At 38.4% G+C, this 18450-nt stretch carries 21 protein-coding genes; 7 read left to right on the top strand and 14 right to left on the bottom strand.

The window, feature by feature from the left end; all coding sequences use genetic code 11:
* Positions 1–23 precede the first annotated feature (23 nt).
* Positions 24–383, top strand: coding sequence for a hypothetical protein (locus AC1DNH_RS18990; protein ID WP_477579044.1), 360 nt, complete (start codon positions 24–26; stop codon positions 381–383).
* Here AC1DNH_RS18990 and AC1DNH_RS18995 read toward each other — a convergent pair.
* Positions 373–705, bottom strand: a complete 333-nt coding sequence (locus AC1DNH_RS18995; protein ID WP_477579042.1) for an MGMT family protein — start codon at positions 703–705, stop codon at positions 373–375. The genes AC1DNH_RS18990 and AC1DNH_RS18995 overlap by 11 nt on opposite strands.
* A complete protein-coding gene (gene trmB / locus AC1DNH_RS19000) occupies positions 705–1355 on the bottom strand; it encodes a tRNA (guanosine(46)-N7)-methyltransferase TrmB (protein ID WP_477579041.1) in 651 nt (216 codons plus the stop codon). The genes AC1DNH_RS18995 and trmB overlap by 1 nt, the downstream gene beginning before the upstream one ends.
* Before the next feature lie 113 nt (positions 1356–1468).
* Here trmB and fcl point away from each other — a divergent pair, with 113 nt between their 5' ends.
* Together fcl and AC1DNH_RS19010 are read left to right on the top strand one after the other, a co-directional pair.
* Positions 1469–2395, top strand: coding sequence for a GDP-L-fucose synthase (fcl, locus tag AC1DNH_RS19005; protein WP_256449200.1), 927 nt, complete (start codon positions 1469–1471; stop codon positions 2393–2395).
* A 136-nt stretch (positions 2396–2531) separates the two neighbouring features.
* A complete protein-coding gene (locus AC1DNH_RS19010) occupies positions 2532–3464 on the top strand; it encodes a hydrogen peroxide-inducible genes activator (protein WP_215165801.1) in 933 nt (310 codons plus the stop codon).
* A gap of 228 nt (positions 3465–3692) precedes the next feature.
* Here the strand turns inward: AC1DNH_RS19010 and AC1DNH_RS19015 are convergent, their stop codons facing one another.
* The 5 genes from AC1DNH_RS19015 to AC1DNH_RS19035 form a co-directional block, all read right to left on the bottom strand.
* Positions 3693–3938 carry a hypothetical protein gene (locus AC1DNH_RS19015; RefSeq protein ID WP_477579038.1) on the bottom strand — a complete coding sequence of 82 codons (246 nt, stop codon included), beginning with the start codon at positions 3936–3938 and terminating at the stop codon, positions 3693–3695.
* A gap of 39 nt (positions 3939–3977) precedes the next feature.
* The gene (locus AC1DNH_RS19020; RefSeq protein WP_477579036.1) at positions 3978–4439 is read right to left on the bottom strand and encodes a hypothetical protein; all 462 of its coding nucleotides are present in this window, start codon (positions 4437–4439) and stop codon (positions 3978–3980) included.
* 97 nt (positions 4440–4536) lie between these two features.
* The gene (locus AC1DNH_RS19025) at positions 4537–5145 is read right to left on the bottom strand and encodes a superoxide dismutase (RefSeq protein WP_477579034.1); all 609 of its coding nucleotides are present in this window, start codon (positions 5143–5145) and stop codon (positions 4537–4539) included.
* Between the two features lie 260 nt (positions 5146–5405).
* Positions 5406–5873, bottom strand: coding sequence for a nucleoside deaminase (locus tag AC1DNH_RS19030; protein WP_215165794.1), 468 nt, complete (start codon positions 5871–5873; stop codon positions 5406–5408).
* Positions 5874–6189: 316 nt separating this feature from the next.
* The gene (locus tag AC1DNH_RS19035) at positions 6190–6525 is read right to left on the bottom strand and encodes a tRNA-binding protein (protein ID WP_057930747.1); all 336 of its coding nucleotides are present in this window, start codon (positions 6523–6525) and stop codon (positions 6190–6192) included.
* Positions 6526–6716: 191 nt separating this feature from the next.
* On the opposite strand from AC1DNH_RS19035, the gene AC1DNH_RS19040 reads away from it, so the two are divergent.
* The 4 genes from AC1DNH_RS19040 to AC1DNH_RS19055 all read left to right on the top strand — a co-directional run bounded on the left by AC1DNH_RS19040 (position 6717) and on the right by AC1DNH_RS19055 (position 11865).
* A complete protein-coding gene (locus AC1DNH_RS19040; protein ID WP_477579032.1) occupies positions 6717–8201 on the top strand; it encodes a xylulokinase in 1485 nt (494 codons plus the stop codon).
* 72 nt (positions 8202–8273) lie between these two features.
* Positions 8274–9605, top strand: coding sequence for a xylose isomerase (gene xylA / locus AC1DNH_RS19045; protein WP_477579030.1), 1332 nt, complete (start codon positions 8274–8276; stop codon positions 9603–9605).
* Between the two features lie 283 nt (positions 9606–9888).
* Positions 9889–11562, top strand: a complete 1674-nt coding sequence (locus AC1DNH_RS19050; protein WP_477625578.1) for a sodium/sugar symporter — start codon at positions 9889–9891, stop codon at positions 11560–11562.
* A gap of 75 nt (positions 11563–11637) precedes the next feature.
* Complete coding sequence (locus AC1DNH_RS19055) at positions 11638–11865, top strand: DUF7336 domain-containing protein (RefSeq protein WP_477579026.1); 228 nt, start codon at positions 11638–11640, stop codon at positions 11863–11865.
* A 441-nt stretch (positions 11866–12306) separates the two neighbouring features.
* Here the strand turns inward: AC1DNH_RS19055 and AC1DNH_RS19060 are convergent, their stop codons facing one another.
* The 7 genes from AC1DNH_RS19060 to AC1DNH_RS19090 all read right to left on the bottom strand — a co-directional run bounded on the left by AC1DNH_RS19060 (position 12307) and on the right by AC1DNH_RS19090 (position 18404).
* Entirely contained in the window at positions 12307–12687 is a 381-nt protein-coding gene (locus tag AC1DNH_RS19060) for a hypothetical protein (protein ID WP_029276929.1), read from the bottom strand.
* A gap of 1 nt (position 12688) precedes the next feature.
* Positions 12689–13924, bottom strand: a complete 1236-nt coding sequence (locus AC1DNH_RS19065) for an ABC transporter permease (RefSeq protein WP_230143302.1) — start codon at positions 13922–13924, stop codon at positions 12689–12691.
* Positions 13925–14012: 88 nt separating this feature from the next.
* Positions 14013–14651, bottom strand: coding sequence for an MBL fold metallo-hydrolase (locus tag AC1DNH_RS19070; protein WP_477584656.1), 639 nt, complete (start codon positions 14649–14651; stop codon positions 14013–14015).
* A 52-nt stretch (positions 14652–14703) separates the two neighbouring features.
* Positions 14704–15291, bottom strand: a complete 588-nt coding sequence (gene gldD, locus AC1DNH_RS19075) for a gliding motility lipoprotein GldD (protein WP_477607837.1) — start codon at positions 15289–15291, stop codon at positions 14704–14706.
* Positions 15292–15346: 55 nt separating this feature from the next.
* A complete protein-coding gene (locus AC1DNH_RS19080; RefSeq protein ID WP_477584658.1) occupies positions 15347–16090 on the bottom strand; it encodes a shikimate dehydrogenase family protein in 744 nt (247 codons plus the stop codon).
* 82 nt (positions 16091–16172) lie between these two features.
* Positions 16173–16940: a phosphosulfolactate synthase gene (locus AC1DNH_RS19085; protein ID WP_131029432.1), complete on the bottom strand. Its 768-nt coding sequence runs from the start codon at positions 16938–16940 to the stop codon at positions 16173–16175.
* Between the two features lie 60 nt (positions 16941–17000).
* Positions 17001–18404, bottom strand: coding sequence for a tetratricopeptide repeat protein (locus tag AC1DNH_RS19090; RefSeq protein WP_477607839.1), 1404 nt, complete (start codon positions 18402–18404; stop codon positions 17001–17003).
* Positions 18405–18450 lie beyond the last annotated feature (46 nt).

Here is an 18450-nt window from a genome sequence, read left to right on the forward strand (position 1 = left end):
GTTAGGGATATAAACATTTGATTATGAAAATGATATCTCCAAAATTTCATGCCGTTTTAGATTACCTATTGGTAATGCTTTTATTGGCTTCGCCCGATATTTTTGGTCTTTCTAAAACCGCTTCAACATTGGCTTACACATTGGGCATCATTCATTTTTTATTAACGATAACCACTAATTTCAGCGGGGGTATTTTTAAGATCATTAACCTTAAACTTCATGGTCTTATTGAGTTTTTTGTTAGTATTATCTTTGTTATCTTAGCCTTTACGCTTTTTAAAGGGAATTTAACCGACGAAATTTTCTACGCCTGTTTAGGTTTATTGATTCTGATTATTTTTACCCTTACCGATTATAAACGAAGTTTACCCGTTATACTGTAATTTCTTCGAGCGGATTCCAGAATACTTTTTTAAAGTTCACCACCTTATCGTCCTTCACTTCAACGCCTTCTTTCCTTAACAACTCCTCCATCAGTTCGGGCGGCTTGAAATGAAACTTTCCGGTTAACAAGCCACTACTGTTTACCACCCTATGGGCAGGCACACCAGGATGGGCTGTTCCGGCATAAAGCATGGCATGTCCAACCATTCTTGATGATTTTGCTGCACCTAAACTTTTCGCGATAGCCCCATAAGATGTAACCCTTCCTTTCGGAATTAACCGGGCAATCTCATAAACCTGTTCGTAAAAATTGGTATCCATTATTCAAAAGAAAATTGAATATAATTAATATTTTTATCGTGTAACAAGTATTTTTTCTCGTAATAGGTTTTGATCGACAATACTTCATCAACCAGTTCTGAAGTATACAGATGATCGGTATTTTTATGTACAGGCAATCCTAATTCTGCAACCTTTTCGCAAGTATAAGCATACAATTGGTCATTATCCGTTTTCAAATTAACATTGCCGCCTGGTTTTAAAACAAGTTTATAACGGTTCAGGAATGCGGGGAAAGTCAAACGTTTTTTCTCACGGCTATCTTGTGGTTGCGGATCGGGGAAAGTGATCCAGATCTCATCAATTTCTCCTTCGTTGAAATACTCCAATAAATTTTCAATCTGGATTCTTAAAAAAGCAACGTTGTTAATTCCATCTTCAATAGCTGTTTTTGCGCCTCTCCAAATGCGGTTACCTTTATAATCAATACCTATAAAGTTTTTTTCAGGAAATAACCTGGCTAAGTTTACCGAATATTCGCCTTTTCCACATGCCAGCTCGAGCACAATGGGATTCGTATTTTTAAAATGTTCTGAAGCCCAGTTTCCCTTTAAAGTTTTTCCTTGTTCTAATTGATATACGTTTGCAAATGTTTCAATTTCTGCAAAACGCCTAAGTTTATCTTTACCCAAAAGTTTTTTTTCTGCAAAAATACAATTAAATCAATAATCGAAGTTTCTTTTGCCAGAAAGATTAATGTCATTCTTATTTAGGAATCGTATTTTTGTAACCTATAAAAAATACCGTGGAAAAAAACGCTAAAATATATGTTGCGGGTCATCGTGGTATGGTGGGTTCGGCCATTTACCGCAAACTGCAAAAAGAGGGTTACGAGAATATTATAACCAAAACTTCGAGCGAGCTAGATTTACGCAACCAACAGGCGGTTACCGATTTCTTTGCAGCAGAAAAACCAGATTATGTATTTCTTGCCGCAGCAAAGGTAGGTGGCATTGTAGCCAACAATACATACAGGGCCGATTTCCTCTACGAGAATTTAGCCATACAAAATAATGTGATCCACAATGCTTATGTAAATGGCGTTAAGAAACTCATGTTTTTGGGATCGAGCTGTATTTACCCAAAAATGGCCCCACAGCCTTTAAAAGAAGACTACCTTTTAACCGGAACTTTAGAGCACACCAATGAGCCTTATGCCATTGCAAAAATTGCAGGGATCAAAATGTGCGATGCCTACCGCGATCAGTATGGCTGTAATTTTATCTCGGTAATGCCAACAAATTTGTATGGCTTTAATGATAATTATCACCCTCAAAATTCGCATGTTTTACCTGCTTTGATCCGTAAGGTACACGAGGCAAAAGCAAATAACGAAAAAGAAATTGTAGTTTGGGGATCAGGATCGCCCATGCGCGAATTTTTATTTGCAGATGATCTGGCAGACGCCTGTTATTTCCTGATGCAAAACTACAACGAACCACATTTGATCAATGTCGGTACGGGACACGATTTAACCATTAAAGATTTAGCTTTATTAATCAAAGACGTATTGGGCTTTGAAGGCGAATTGGTATTCGATGCAAGCAAACCTGATGGAACACCACGTAAGTTGATGGACGTAAGCAAACTTCATAATTTAGGCTGGAAACATCAAATAGAACTTCGCGAAGGTATTGCTTTGGCTTATCAGGATTTTGAAAGCCGGTACTAAAAAATAATTGAATGAGAGAAGGGTTGGATGACAGAATGCTTTAATCCTTCCATTCAATCACTCACTAATTCGCTCATTCATTAATTTTATATAGTTAGAATTTATATATTTGATCAGATAAATAAATTTTAACTATATGACTTTAGTTCAGCTAGAATATATTGTTGCTGTAGATACTTACAGAAGTTTTGTTACCGCTGCAGATAAATGTTTTGTAACGCAACCTACCTTAAGTATGCAGGTGCAAAAACTGGAGGAACTGATCAGCGTTAAAATTTTCGACAGGAGCAAACAGCCAGTAAGTCCGACCGAAATTGGCGCCCAGATTATTGCCCAGGCCAGGGTTATTTTACAGGAAAGCGGAAAAATAAAAGAACTGATCAGCAGTCAGCAACAGGATGTTTTAGGCGAACTAAGAATAGGCGTAATTCCAACTGTTGCGCCATACCTGCTCCCCGAAGTAATTTCTGCCATGTTGGATAAATATCCTGAATTAAAACTTTTAATCTGGGAATATACCACCGAAGATATTATTCACCACCTCAAAACAGGTGTACTGGATTGTGGTATTTTAGCCACCCCACTTACCGATCCGAACATTACCGAAATTCCATTATATTACGAAAACTTTGTAAGCTATATCAGCAAAAACAGCAAACTTTATAAAAAGAAAGCCGTTGATGCGGAAGACCTGAATGACGAAAACATCTGGCTTTTGAACGAAGGTCATTGTATGCGCAATCAGGTTTTGAACATTTGCCGCTCTACAAAAAACAACAGATTGCAGGGACTGGAATACAATACAGGCAGTGTAGAAACGCTGGTTAGAATGGTCGATTTAAACGGTGGCGCAACATTATTGCCTGAGCTGGCCATAGCAGAATTAAATACAAAACAAACTAGTAAAATCCGACATTTTAAATCGCCTGAGCCTGTGCGTGAGATCAGCCTGGTAACCCATAAAAACTTTATTAAAAAACGGATGCTTAATGCTTTAAAAGATGAGATTTTAGAAATTATCCCAAAAGCCATGAAGCAAAAAAAGAAAAAAGATATTGTTGGGATTTAGTTCTTCTTGCGAAGTTTAAAAGGGCGAAGCGATGGAAAAACTTCGAAAGCTTTTAATATGATCGTTATTACGAGAAGGCTTTTTCAGCCGACGAAGCAATCTTACAACGATCGTTAGTAGCGAGTGCATTAAGATTATTCATTTTTGCAGTTGTTTTTAAAGGTCTTCATGAGCTCAATCGTTCGGTTATCTTCGTAACTCGCAATGACGACTTTTCTATAAAATTGATTATTTCACAGCTCCGGAAACTAACCCCTTCTCCCTATCTACATGATCAGCCAGTTTGTAGCCTGATGCAGCGGGGTTTTTATCTTCTAAAAAGATTAAAATAATTAATGAAACAATGGGGATTAAAAAGGAAATCAAAAACCAGAACCAAAAATCCCGGCCTGTTCGCTTTGCCAAAAAACCTGCAAGTAACTGTGGCGACAATAGTAGTCCGAGTACAATAGTACCTACGATTATCTCTGGCATTTGTTATTGAATTAATCGATTACAAAAACACTAGCTTGCTTAGAGATCTTGTTTTCCTACTGGAGGTGCTGATAACAATCCTTTAATATCGCTCTCCACTTCTTCCTCTTCGCCTTTTTTCTTTTTCTTATTTTTTGCTTTAAGGCCTTTACCACTTAAACGTTCCTCAATGATTTTATCATATTCGGTTTGCTGCTCTGGCCTTAGAACATTGCGGATATTTTTTGATGTTTCGTTCTGTAGCTTATAAAATTTATCTACATCCTCTTCACGTGAGTTGCCTGCCTGTTGTCTTTTGATTAAATCTGCCTGCTCTTTCGCCTGGTTATAGGTAAAGCTGTAAATTACGCTTTTTTGTGTGCCATTTAGTTTTAATCGTTTATCCAGATCCTCCACATTCTTCTGTGCAATTTCTCCTGGAGTAGGCACTTTATTTTGCTGTGCACGCACCAATCCATTTACACCAACAATAACTAAAAATAAAATTACAAGCCTTTTCATTTCGAACATTTTATATCTGCGAAGTTACTTAATTATCTTAAAACAAGAAAGTCCCGATTTGCATCGGGACTTTCTTAAATTTTATTGAATGTTTAGCTTATAAAGCTTTTTTGTAAAGCTCAGCAACTGCATCCCAGTTAATTATATTCCAAATTGCCGCTAAATAATCAGGGCGTTTGTTCTGGTATTTTAAATAGTATGCATGCTCCCAAACATCGATACCTAAAATTGGTGTTCCTTTAACTTCAGCAACATCCATTAAAGGGTTATCCTGGTTTGGTGTAGAAGAAACCTGAAGTTTTTTATCAGCACCTACTGATAACCAGGCCCAGCCTGAACCAAAACGGGTAGCACCAGCTTCTTGTAATTTAGTTTTAAGATCAGCAAACGAACCAAAAGTTTCGTTAATTGCTTTAGCTAAATCGCCAGTTGGCTCACCACCTTTATTTGGACCTAAAATGTTCCAGAACAAAGAGTGATTATAGTGACCTCCACCGTTGTTTCTCACAGCAGCTGGGAATTTTGAAATGTGTTTTACAATTTCCTCGATGCTAGAAGTCGCTTCTGGCTTACCTTCTAAAGCTTTATTTAGGTTGGTAACGTAAGCTTGATGGTGTTTATCATGGTGGATTTCCATGGTAGTTTTATCAATATGCGGTTCTAATGCATCGGTTGCGTAATGTAACGCAGGTAATTCAAAAGCCATAATGTTTTATGTTTAAAGATTTAAAAATGTTTCTTGTAGCAAATATAACATTAGAACGTTAAGATTTGTTCATGTTATTATCATCAAATCGTTTTCTGCGCTGTTGTTGTAAAGTTGGGAGGATTTAAAAGCTGTAAGGTTCAGGACGATAACCAACAGTTTTAATGAAAAATTAACTTTTCAGTCGATAGTTGATGGTCGATAGTAAAATAGCCCGTTTCCCTACGAACTATAAACCATGAGCCATTAACTCGTCTCTTCTACCTTTTCTTTGCAAAAAAATCCCTCATCAATATTGCACATTCCTCTGCCATTATCCCTCCTTTTAACACCGTTTTCGGATGCAGCAGATTTGCGTTTTTGGAGATAAAGCCTCTTTTTTCTTCTCTGGCACCATACACAATACGACCGATCTGTGTCCAATAACTTGCACCGGCACACATTACACAGGGCTCGATGGTTACATATAAGGTACAATCCCTTAAATATTTCCCGCCTATCGTTTGCGCTGCAGAGGTAAACGCCTGCATTTCTGCATGCGCAGTAACATCATTGAAGCGCTCAGTTAAATTGTAGCCACGACCAATAATCCTGTTTTTACTAACCACTATTGCGCCGATGGGAATTTCATCCTCAGCCAAAGCTTTTTTTGCCTCTTCCAAAGCCAATTTCATATAATGGATATCCTCTTCTTCAGGGTCGGTATTTTCGAAGTTGTAAAAACTCATGTGGCAAATATAGGGTAAGACTTCCTAAGTTTCCAAAGGTAACAGTCAGGCGAAACTTCTGAAGTCTATAGGTAAACTTTTTCTGATTAGGTTTTTGGAGCGCAGTTACAGTGCTAATCGGTTACCTCAGTCCTGCTTTCCGTTACAAGTCCTCATTCGTACCTCACTCCGGTCTTTTCACTTCAATCAGGGCTATTTTCCCGCAGATCGGCGCTGATGAAAGCCGCAGAATTTAACATTTTAAATTGCTTAGAAATCTGCGTCGATTTGCGTGTCTTATCTTTTTAAATCTGCGGGAAAATGGGAAGTATGTTTACTAAACCAATTTACTCCCGTTAGGAACTTTACTTTGTACGGCAGTCAATACGATATCACCGTTTTCGTCAGCAAAACCAGTTACCAAAAATTCGGACATAAATTTTCCGATCTGTTTTTTCGGAAAGTTGATCACCCCTACAATCTGTTTCCCCGGTAATTCGTCCAAAGAATAATGTTTGGTAATCTGCGCACTGCTCATTTTTATGCCGAATTCGCCAAAGTCTACCTTAACTTTATAGGCAGGCCGCCGGGCTTCTGGAAATTCGAAAGCCTCTAAAATGGTGCCTACCCTCAGTTCTACCTTTTCGAAATCATTCCAGGTAATCTCTTCCATAATTTAATTTTAATGTAACGGCAAAAATATAAATTATTAAAATAATTCAATTATAGTTTAAATTAGGAATAGCATTCAATTCAACCGATTGCATAAAATGGAATAAATGTTACAAAAATTTGCGTTTTATATTTTAACTACTATCTTTATGCAACCGTTTGCATAGCCAAATATTAAAATAATTTAAAACCATGTATTTATTAGGTATTGATTTAGGAACCTCATCTATAAAAGTTGCAGTTGTTGATGTAGCTTCACAGAAAAACATTGCGACAGCACAATACCCGGAAGAGGAAACAGCAATTAAATCTTTGCAATCGGGCTGGGCAGAACAATCACCCGATGATTGGTGGCAAAATGTTCAGCAAGCCATTCTCAAATTAAATTCGACAAGCTTATTTAATCCTAAAGAGATTAAAGCTATTGGCATTGCGTACCAAATGCATGGGCTGGTTGTAGTAGATAAAGACCAAAACGTACTTCGTGATAGTATTATTTGGTGCGATAGCAGGGCCGTTGAGTTAGGCAATGGTGCTTTTGAGGCCATTGGAGAGGAGAAATCGCTAAAACACCTGTTAAACTCTCCCGGAAACTTTACAGCCTCAAAGCTGGCCTGGGTAAAAGCAAATGAGCCAGAGATCTATAACCACATCGATAAAATAATGCTCCCGGGCGATTTCATCTCAATGAAATTAACAGGAGAAATTACAACAAGTATTTCTGCATTATCTGAAGGCATTTTCTGGGATTTTGAAAATCATGAAATTTCCAAAGATGTAATAGATTATTACGGAATCTCAGGCAACGTTATTCCGCAGGTGAAAGCTTTATTTTCCGAACACGGTTATTTAAAAGCTGATGTTGCAGAATCTCTAGGCCTCTCAGCCAGCATCCCGGTAGCCTATAAATCTGGCGATCAGCCGAACAACGCACTTTCATTAAATGTATTAAAGCCTGGAGAAGTTGCTGCAACGGCCGGAACATCAGGTGTGATATATGGGGTAAGCAACAATCTTACTTACGATAAACAATCGAGGGTGAATACCTTTGCACATGTAACCTATTCAGAAGAGAAAAAACATACCGGCGTTTTACTTTGTATCAATGGCACTGGCAGCATGTACCGTTGGGCAAAATATAATTTCGCACCACAGTCTACATATGCCGAACTGAATAATCTGGCATTAAAAGCACCAATAGGAAGCAATGGCTTAAAAGTGCTCCCCTTCGGAAACGGTGCCGAGCGGATGTTAAACAACAAATATACTGGCGCCCAGTTGTTAGGCATCGACTTAAATCTTCACAACCAATCAGATATTTTTAGGGCAGTACAAGAAGGGATTGCCTTTTCTTTCCGATATGGACTGGATATTATGAGAGAAAACGGCATGAAACCTGAAGTAATCCGTGCTGGGAAGGCCAACCTCTTTTTAAGTGATGTATTTGCACAAACTTTTGTCGACGTTACAGGCATTCCGGTAGAACTTTACGAAAACGACGGCAGTATAGGCGCAGCCTTAGGGGCTGGGATAGGGGCTGGCATCTTTAAAAGCGCAGAAGAAGCTTTTAACAACCACGAAGTAATTAAAACTTTAATCCCTCAACATTCGGCAACATACGAACCCATTTATCAGGATTGGAAAAAAATATTAGAGAAACAATTAGCAATTGGTTAATGATTGATCGTACATGGCGAGACCGACTATGAACTATTGACCAACAGACCACCAACCAAAAAACAAAATAACATGACAAAAGTAGTAACAGGAGCAAAAGAATTTTTTAAAGGCATTGAGCAGATCAAGTTTGAAGGCCTGGAAAGTGACAATCCATTAGCATTTAGATGGTATGATGCCAACAAAGTAGTAGCGGGCAAAACCATGAACGAGCATTTTAAATTTGCCTGTGCGTATTGGCATTCATTTAACGGCAATGGTGCAGATCCATTTGGCGGCGCAACGCACATTTTCCCTTGGGATGAAAAAAAAGATGCAGTAGAAAGGGCAAAAGATAAAATGGATGCGGCATTTGAATTTATCACTAAAATGCAGATCCCTTATTATTGTTTCCATGATGTGGATATGGTAGATTATAGCGACGATATTGCCGAAAACGAACGCAGATTACAGGCCCTTGTTGAGTATGCCAAGCAAAAACAAGCAGATAGCGGGGTAAAATTACTTTGGGGAACAGCGAATTTATTCAGCCATAAGCGCTACATGAATGGCGCATCTACCAATCCTGATTTCCATGTGCTGGCACACGGCGCTGCACAGGTTAAAGCTGCTTTAGATGCTACCATTGCTCTTGGTGGCGAAAATTATGTGTTCTGGGGAGGAAGAGAAGGCTATATGAGCTTATTGAACACCAACATGAAACGTGAGCAGGAACACTTGGCAAAATTCTTACATACAGCTAAAGACTATGCACGCAAACAGGGTTTCAAAGGAACATTCTTCATCGAACCGAAACCATGTGAGCCTTCTAAACATCAATATGATTACGATGCGGCAACGGTGAAAGGCTTTTTACAACAATACGATCTGCTCGCCGATTTCAAATTAAATTTAGAAGTTAACCACGCTACCTTGGCCGGCCATACTTTCCAGCATGAATTACAGGTTGCAGTAGATAATGGCTTATTAGGCTCTATCGACGCAAACCGTGGCGATTATCAAAATGGCTGGGATACCGATCAGTTCCCTAACGATATTAACGAACTAACGGAAACGATGTTGATCATTTTAGAAGGTGGTGGCTTACAGGGTGGAGGTGTAAACTTCGATGCTAAAATCCGCCGTAACTCTACAGACCCCAAAGACCTGTTCTATGCACACGTTGGCGGCATGGATATCTTCGCAAGGGCATTAATCACTGCAGATGCCATTCTTCAAAAATCTGATTACAAAAAAATAAGAACCGACCGCTATGCTTCATTTGATAGTGGAAAGGGTGCCGAATTTGAACAAGGCAAACTAAGTTTGGAAGATTTGAGAAATTATGCTGCAGAAAACGGCGAACCAGAGGTACGCAGCGGAAAGCAAGAATACCTGGAAAACTTAATTAACAGGTATATTTAATTTATTTTTATAAATGTAATCTCAGTGGTCTGTGTATTCACAGACCACGGGCATTTGATTTAATTAGAATGATCTGTGGAGACACAGACCATGGATGAAAACTGGGGCGACCTCCATTAATTTAACCCATCCGGTAGCGTGTGGAAAGTAGAATAGCTGTTAATTTTTAGCAGCCCAAATTAATAAACGTTACTTTAACACTTTTTAATTCAAAAAAAAGCTGAGATTAATTTATGATTTTACTACATTTAGATTTCTAAACCAAATAACCACTATTATATTAATGAAAAACAATTTATTGGACACGAAGGATTACATTGTATTTGCGGTGTACTTCGTTATTGTGGCTGCTTACGGTCTGTACATCTACAATAAGAAAAAATCCGCATCCACAGGCTCAAAAGATTATTTCTTAGCTGAAGGTTCACTTACATGGTGGGCAATCGGTGCATCTTTAATTGCATCGAATATTTCTGCGGAACAGTTTATCGGCATGAGCGGATCGGGCTTTAAGATGGGATTGGCAATTGCAACTTACGAGTGGATGGCTGCCCTTACCCTGGTTATTGTTGCTGTTTTTTTTATTCCGGTTTACCTGAAAAACAAGATCGCCACAATGCCGCAGTTTTTACACCAACGCTACAACGGAACCGTTGCCATGATTATGGCTGTGTTCTGGTTATTGTTGTACGTAGTGGTAAACTTAACATCAATTCTTTATTTAGGTGCTTTAGCTGTTAGCAGTATCTCTGGATTCGATTTGACTTTCTGTATGTATGCCATTGCGGCTTTTGCCATCGTAATTACACTTGGCGGGATGAAAGTAATCGGTTATACCGATGTTATTCAGGTATTTTTCTTAATTCTGGGTGGTTTGGCCACAACATACCTGGCATTAAACCTGGTTTCTACCCATTACGGAACCTCAGGTATTTTTGAAGGTTATAGCCTTATGACCTCAAAAGCATCAGAACACTTCCACATGATCTTAAAACCTGAAAATGAGAATTACATTGATTTACCGGGATTAAGCGTATTAGTAGGCGGTATGTGGATTGTAAACCTTAACTATTGGGGCTGTAATCAATACATCACGCAACGTGCTTTAGGTGCAGATTTAAAAACTGCCCGTGGGGGTATTTTGTTTGCTGCATTCTTAAAGTTATTAATGCCAATTATTGTGGTATTGCCAGGTATTGCAGCTTATGTATTGTATAAAGACGGGGCTTTCCAATCGGAAATGCTGCAGGACGGATCTGTTAATCCAGACCGTGCTTACCCGGTACTGTTAAACTTATTACCTGCCGGATTAAAAGGTTTATCGTTTGCAGCATTAACTGCAGCAGTTGTAGCCTCATTAGCTGGTAAAGCAAACAGTATTGCAACCATTTTCACACTTGATATTTACAAAAAAGTATTAAAAACCGATGCTTCTGAAAAGAACCTTGTTTTTACCGGTAAAATTGCGGTAGTTGTAGCCATGGTGTTGGGTGTTATTATTGCACCATATTTGGGTATCGATAAAAAAGGTGGATTCCAATATATCCAAGAGTACACAGGCTTTGTTTCTCCAGGTATATTTGCCATGTTCATTCTCGGTTTCTTCTGGAAAAGAGCTACTTCAAATGCAGCACTTTTTGCAACAATTGGTGGTTTCGGATTATCGTTATTGTTAAAGGTTCTTCCTACATGGACCGATCTTTCCTGGTTATCGGGAGTGGGCTTCTCGGTTAAAAATGCTGGTATTTATGAAATCCCTTTCTTAGATAGAATGGGTATTGTATTCGTATTCTGTATTATCGGTATGGTAATTATCAGCTTGTTCGAAAACAAAAACGGTGTTAATCCAAAAGGACTGGAAATTGATTCGAAAATGTTCAAAACCACAACAGGTTTCGCTGTTGGTTCTTTGATTATTATCGGCTTATTGGTAGCCCTTTACAGTATATACTGGTAGAAGATATCTTTTTATTATAATTTCTAAAGCTTTTCTGGAAACAGGAAAGCTTTTTTTGTTAAATTAAATTAGAACATGGAATTTGTTTATCTATTGTGGCACACGCATATTGATGAGAAGCTTGATGGTGGCGAGGATTTTAAACTGATCGGAGTATATACCTCCATGGAGCTTGCCGAAGCTGCACAGGCCAGAGCGGAACTTTTGGAAGGGTTTAGAGATGCAAAAGAAGGGTTTGAAATAGCTATTAACAAACTGAACAAAGATGGGTGGACTTCTGGTTTTATCACGATCATTCGTTAAATAATTTGGAAAGCAAGTGCAGCAGCAATTAGGCCAAAATCATCCTGCTCTGCGTTCTTTCTGATGAAGGATCAGAACCACTCCGATCAGGTTTAGGTGGCAGAGAAGGTGCTACTATTTGTGGTTGCAGGGCGTTGCGAAATTGCGCTCCAAACCATCAATAGCAGTAAAAGCGCTGAAAATTAGCCCTGATTGAAGTGAAAAGCCCGCATCCCGATTTTTCATCGGGAGAGGACTTGTAACGGAAAGCAGGAATGCCGTAACCGACTAGTACTGCAATTGCGCTTCAAGAAAAAACTATCTTAAAACGCTAGGCTTTCAATCTAACAATTGTATAAGCTATTTATCTAAACCATTGGTTTAGTTCGTGGAGACACGAACCAAGGTGTTTGATCCCGAAGATTCGGGACAGCATGACGACTCCTGTAGGTTTTGGATGAATTATTGCGAACAAGGTCCGTCAGGGATTTCTTTACTGATTTTAAGCACTTTCATCACCACCAGGGTAGAATCGAAATCAGGTGAAACTGTAGCCGTATCAGACTTTGCGAAATAACCTTCTAATTCTACGTATACTGGCTCGTAAGGCTTTTCGAACCCCAGGTTACTATAAGAGAGCTCTAAATTTCTTACACTGTCTTTAACCCAATACTCACGCCCATCTTCACATAAGGTAAAAGACTTCATTTCAGGGCCAAAACTATATAAACCTTTAACCGTTTTCAGATTACTTTTTTCTCCCTCGGCTTTATCGTTTCTACAAGCTGTAGCGGCTACGCCAAGGAGCACAACAAATACAATTGCTTGTTTAAATAACTTCATTTTATATAGTTTGATTAATTTGATCTATCTTTTTAACACTTAAATTGGATGACAAAGCAGATGCCAAAAATGAGAAGATGCCTACAGTAACAAAAACTAAAACAAAATCCTTCCATTTTAATCCGATTGGATAAGAACTTACCAGCGTTTTATTTACTTCATCACCCATTTTGATAAAACCATAAGTGTGCTGAAAATAATAAAATATGAGGCCGATAATTAAGCCCAGCACACAGCCAGACATGGTAATCATCATTCCTTCAAATAAAAATATACGTTTGATTAATTTCTTGCCTGCGCCTAAACTGCTCAGAATGGCTACATCCTTCACTTTATCAATTACTAACATGGTTAACGACCCTATGATATTAAATATAGCAATAATCAGGATAAAAGTAAGAATAATGTATACCGCCCATTTTTCGGTGTTTAAAATGTGGTAGAGTGATTTATTTTGCTCGGCCTGATTTCTGACTTCATAATCTTTACCAGCTTTTTCGATTACCTCTTTTTGAAAATCGTCTACATCAACACCTGGCTGAAGATTGATCTCTATTGCAGACACATTTTTCTCCTCGCCTAAAAGTTCGCGGGCAAAATTCAATGGCACAATAATACCATTATCGAAATCTTGTTGCACTTCAAAAACACCACTTACCCGAATGTTCTTTACCACAAAATCGTCGGCAGGGTTTAAGCTATTTGCAGCGATATCTTTCTTTGGCGAATAAATTTCCAGCTCTGTAAAGGGATCGACAGTATTTACGGCCAAATAACTCTGCAGGGCAGAACCAATTACTGCATTATCGCCGCTTCTGTTGTGCAGTATAAAATGGCCTTCTTTTATGGTACTATCTAATTTGGTGTTCTTCAAATAGTCTAAACTTACGCCTTTAACCATTCCAACAGCTTGTTTGTTGTTGTATTTTAATAAAGCATTTTCCTGCAGCACCTCGGTAAAGGCGGCAACATCTTTATTTTTTCTGAGCTGATTGAAATAGCCTGTGTTCGGATCAAAAGTTTTCCCCTTAGCCGGTGTAATGGCAATTTGTGGGGTAATGGTATCGAACATATTCAATACTACTGTTTCTAAACCGTTAAATACCGAAAGGATAATAATCAATGCAGCGCTACCCACCATTACACCTACCATTGATATCCCCGATATCAGGTTAATGGCATTGGTAGATTTTTTGGCAAAAAGATACCTTTTGGCAATATAAAACGATGTATTCACAGCGGCAAAGATAAATAAAAGGTTGAGGGTTTTAAGGTAAAAGGCTTCAGGTTGTAAAGCCTTTAACAATTATGAACCTTTAATCCTGCTAAAAAAATGGGTTATGTTGTTTTTCAAAACCAATGCTTGTGGCTGGTCCATGGCCAGGATAAACTTTGGTTTCATCAGGTAAGACAAAAAGTTTATCGGAAATGTTTTGGATTAATTGCTGATGATTACCTCCAGGCAGATCGGTACGGCCAATACTTCCGTAAAAAAGTACATCACCACCTATTAAAATATGATCGGCTGCACTGTAAAAACACAGGTGTGCAGGCGAATGCCCCGGGGCAAAAATTAAAGTCAGTGTACTGTTACCAAAAGAAATTGTTCCTGTTTCAGGCAAAAAGGTATCGGGCAGAGGAGATATATCATAACGGGCAAAGCCCATTGACGGTGCATAACCAGGAACTGCATTTAAAATTGGCAATTCGCCCGCATGAAACTGTGGTTTTAGGCCATAGGTTTCGAACACAAATTTATTGCCGAAAACATGATCGAGATGACAATGTGTATTAAGTAATAAAACAGGTTTTAATCCCTCATTTTTAATGAAAGCCGCCAATTCATTTTGCTCAAAACCTTCGTACATGCCCGGATCGATAATGACACATTCTTTGGTTTCATCATAAAGCACATAGGTATTTTCGCTGTAGGCGTTAAATGTGAAGGTTTTTATTGTGATCATAAAAATTTTAGAAAAAATCCTGTTTCCAAAAGCAGGATGACAAAATAATAAATTAATTTTTCCACCTAAAGGTAGAAATCAAGGTATCGATATCCTTTTTAATAAATTTAACAACGGGTTCAATAGAGTCGTATTGTGGGCGTTCATTAAAATATAAAGCTCCTCTAAAATAATGTTTGGCACTATCGGTTAAAAAAAACTGAACTGATGATGCGGTATTCCCCTCTATAGCGTAATAAATGCCGTAAACTTTATGATCGGGATAATTGATGAGTTTTTGATCAATCGCACTGGCTTTTATGGTATGTTTAAAAGCCAGTTTTCGGGCATCTTCTACCATTTCATCATATTCGCCTTTACCCGAAACATCGTAATACGTTAAATGCAAAAAGCCATTAAACTGCTTAAAGTGTAAATTGTACCAATTCTTTTGGGCATCGCGGCTTTGATCTTGTTCTACCACCGCATAAGTTGGATATTTGAAAGTAAAAGGGACAGGCTTGGTAAATACAGTATAATCTTTTTTAGGGAATACAATCCTGTAGTAAGCTTTTGGCTTTGGGCTATAATCGTGGTTCTGACAAGCTGTTATAAACAAAAGCAGCACAAAGGGAAAGCAGATCAGTTGTTTTAGTTTCATAACATTTTATCAAAGATTGCGTCGTCGTTCCTCCTTGCAATGACGATAAGTTAAATTATTTATTCCAGATTGCCCAAGCTTTTTCTGCTTGTTTGTACAGCATTTCCAAACCATTCTTAATTGCTGCACCGCGCTCGGCAGCTTTAACCAAAAATGCTGTCTCCAGCGGATTGTAAACTAAATCGTAAGCTAAATACCCAGGCCCAACTAAACTGTAATCGATTTCGGGAAAGGTATCCACATTTGGCGACATCCCCAGGGGGGTAGTATTAATCAATAACTGGTGTGAGGCTAAAATCTCTGGTGTAACTTCCGAATATAGAATAGCACCCTGAACAGCCGTTCGTACCACAACCTGATATTGGATATTTAATTTCTCTAAAACGTACTTTACCGCTTTCGCCGCCCCACCATCGCCAAAAACCAGTGCTTTGCTGTGTTGCGGCCCCAACAATGGTTTTAGCGATTCTTCAAAGCCATATGCATCGGTGTTATAGCCTTTTAAATAGGTCGCACCTTCAAAACTTTTGATCGAAATACAATTTACGGCCCCAATTTTTTCTGCTGCTTCGTCTACTTCGTTTAAATAGCAAAGCACGTTAACTTTATGCGGAATCGTAACATTAAGCCCACAAAGCGATGGATTTTCACCTAGCAGATCGGGCAGTGATTTAATATCGGCAATAGGAAAAAGCTCATATTGATGATCGGCTATTCCCTCATTTTGAAATTTTTCTGTGAAATATTTTTTCGAGAAAGAATGAGAAAGTGGGTATCCGATTAAGCCGTATGTTTTCATTATTTATAAAAAAAGCAAACCTTACAGGTTTTTGAAACCTGCAAGGTTTATTTAACTATGCACCCCGCAATAGCGGGTTGAGTTATTTAGTTTGGTTCAGGAAATAATCAAAAGTATCTCCACGTAAACCTAAACGAATGGTTTCTAAAGGAATTACTTCTGCTGGCGCAATATTACCAAGGTTTACATTACTACCGATTAATTTAATAAACCAAACTTGCTGTTCTTTTTGAGGTGCTTCCCAAATAATGGTTTCTTCAGGAATCTGGGTTAAAATCTCATCAACCAATCCTTCCCGTACTTCACCGCTTCCACGGTAAATACCTACATTACCACCTTCGCGTGCTTCGGCAATTACTTTCCACGATCCCGCCTCAATTTCGGCCTGCATTAATTTAATCCACTTATATGGGGCAAATATTTTAGCGGCATCTTTACTTCCAACCTCCGAAATAACGGTTACCTGTTTAGAAAGTTCGCGGATAAACTCACATTTCTTATCGTGCTCAATTTCAATAGAACCATCAGAAACTTCTGCATATTCCATCCCATACTGGTCTAAAACACGTTGATAATCTGAAAACTGGTCACGGATGATAAAGGCCTCAAATAACGTTCCTCCGAAATAGGTAGGAATGCCTGCACTTTTATATAAAGCTAATTTTTCTTTAAGGTTTGGTGTTACGTGTGATGTTGCCCAACCTAATTTTACGATATCTGTATGTACGCCGGCAACTTCAATAAAATCTTCAACCTGGCGTAGGCTCAATCCCTTATCCATAACCATTGTTAAGCCTTTTTGGCGTGGTTTAGCTGGACGTTCGGGAACGTTTAATAATGGATAATTCATATGCGTACAAAAGTGAAAAAAATTTTGAGATTTATTTGTTAAATTTTTCTCACAAGGTCGTTACCTAATATATCTGTTTATAACGTTCAAAATGGCACTATTATCCTGCAATTGTGGCAAATATTCAAATAAAATATAGTGTTTATCGGGGTCGGTTGTTAAAGCCGTTTCCAAATATCCCAGCGCATCGCTATAATTCCCCTGGGCAAAAAGATAGGCTACCATCCGATAATACAGTTCTGCTGCTTCCGGATTATTCTTGATCGCCTCTGCCATCGTTTCTGATGCTTCCAGCAATTTTCCCTGCTCGTAAAGCACTGTACTAAAATCTAACCAGGCTTCAATATCCACAGGATTAAACTCCAATACTTTTTCATAAGCTTCGATCGATTCATCAATCTGGCCTAGTTTATAATAAGCATCAGCCATAGCGAACCAGAAATCAGGGTTCTCGGCCTCTAAATCGATTGCTTTTTTATAAAAATGCAGCGATTCGAAATAACGTTCTTCAAAATTCAGTGTAACACCGATCCCAAACCAGGCATCTGCCATTTTGGGATCCATTTTTACCGATTTTTTGTAGTAAGAACGGGCTTCGTCCATTTTCTCCAGTTTCTCGTAACATTCGCCAATGGCACAATAGGTATCGGCATTAGGCTGTTCGTATTCGAAAGTCTGTTTATAAACATCTATCGCCTCATCATATTTATCGAGCTGAACCAGCGCATTACCTTTATTGAAATACGCAGAGCTAAAATCTTCTTTGATCAGGATCGCATAATCGTAAGCATCGATCGCTTTTTCGAAAAGATTCAGCTTGTGGAAACTGTTGCCCAAATTATACCATGCCGCATATGAATACGGATCGGTATCGATGTATTGCTGATAAAACTTAATACTTTCTTCTTGTTTATCTAACACATCGTAACAGAAAGCCAGCTCATATAAACCATCCTGGTTCTCCATATTCTGCTCTAAACTGAGTTTAATATAGGTAATGGCGCTTTCATAATCACTCATGCTCTGGTAAACATAAGCCATCTGTAATAAAATCTCATCGGTACTTTCAGCCAGCCCTAAAGCTTTCTCATAATTTTCCAAAGCCTCGTCAAAACGTTCGGTATTTTGAAAAATATTACCGCGGAGCAAATAAATATCTGGTTCTGACGGCTCTAAAAGCTCAGCCTTTTGCAAGGCAATAAAAGCCTTTTCGTTATTGTTGGTTAAAATGTAAAGATGAGCCTGTTTGATTAAAAACACTGTTGCATAAGGGTGCTGACTGATTGCAAAATCAACAACCTGCAAAGCTTTGACCGGATCATTTTTCTCAATGTAGAAATCTACAATGTATTCGAATGCCCCTGCATCGAAGAAATACTGATCCTGGTTGCGGAGCATTTCTTCGTAACGTTCTACCGAGCGTTGTGCATCTTCGTTGGATTCAAAAAAGAATTCTTCTTCCATATATTATACTATTAAAGAACCGTGCCAATTAGCAGAAAAACACATT

Source organism: Pedobacter sp. 01N310, from assembly GCF_056399805.1.

Coding starts and splice junctions, on each gene's coding strand:
- AC1DNH_RS18990 (WP_477579044.1), top strand. CDS start 24: ATGAAAATGATATCTCCAAAATTTCATGCCGTTTTAGATTACCTATTG.
- AC1DNH_RS18995 (WP_477579042.1), bottom strand. CDS start 705: ATGGATACCAATTTTTACGAACAGGTTTATGAGATTGCCCGGTTAATT.
- AC1DNH_RS19010 (WP_215165801.1), top strand. CDS start 2,532: ATGACTTTAGTTCAGCTAGAATATATTGTTGCTGTAGATACTTACAGA.
- AC1DNH_RS19015 (WP_477579038.1), bottom strand. CDS start 3,938: ATGCCAGAGATAATCGTAGGTACTATTGTACTCGGACTACTATTGTCG.
- AC1DNH_RS19020 (WP_477579036.1), bottom strand. CDS start 4,439: ATGAAAAGGCTTGTAATTTTATTTTTAGTTATTGTTGGTGTAAATGGA.
- AC1DNH_RS19025 (WP_477579034.1), bottom strand. CDS start 5,145: ATGGCTTTTGAATTACCTGCGTTACATTACGCAACCGATGCATTAGAA.
- AC1DNH_RS19030 (WP_215165794.1), bottom strand. CDS start 5,873: ATGAGTTTTTACAACTTCGAAAATACCGACCCTGAAGAAGAGGATATC.
- AC1DNH_RS19035 (WP_057930747.1), bottom strand. CDS start 6,525: ATGGAAGAGATTACCTGGAATGATTTCGAAAAGGTAGAACTGAGGGTA.
- AC1DNH_RS19040 (WP_477579032.1), top strand. CDS start 6,717: ATGTATTTATTAGGTATTGATTTAGGAACCTCATCTATAAAAGTTGCA.
- xylA (WP_477579030.1), top strand. CDS start 8,274: ATGACAAAAGTAGTAACAGGAGCAAAAGAATTTTTTAAAGGCATTGAG.
- AC1DNH_RS19050 (WP_477625578.1), top strand. CDS start 9,889: ATGAAAAACAATTTATTGGACACGAAGGATTACATTGTATTTGCGGTG.
- AC1DNH_RS19055 (WP_477579026.1), top strand. CDS start 11,638: ATGGAATTTGTTTATCTATTGTGGCACACGCATATTGATGAGAAGCTT.
- AC1DNH_RS19060 (WP_029276929.1), bottom strand. CDS start 12,687: ATGAAGTTATTTAAACAAGCAATTGTATTTGTTGTGCTCCTTGGCGTA.
- AC1DNH_RS19070 (WP_477584656.1), bottom strand. CDS start 14,651: ATGATCACAATAAAAACCTTCACATTTAACGCCTACAGCGAAAATACC.
- gldD (WP_477607837.1), bottom strand. CDS start 15,291: ATGAAACTAAAACAACTGATCTGCTTTCCCTTTGTGCTGCTTTTGTTT.
- AC1DNH_RS19080 (WP_477584658.1), bottom strand. CDS start 16,090: ATGAAAACATACGGCTTAATCGGATACCCACTTTCTCATTCTTTCTCG.
- AC1DNH_RS19085 (WP_131029432.1), bottom strand. CDS start 16,940: ATGAATTATCCATTATTAAACGTTCCCGAACGTCCAGCTAAACCACGC.
- AC1DNH_RS19090 (WP_477607839.1), bottom strand. CDS start 18,404: ATGGAAGAAGAATTCTTTTTTGAATCCAACGAAGATGCACAACGCTCG.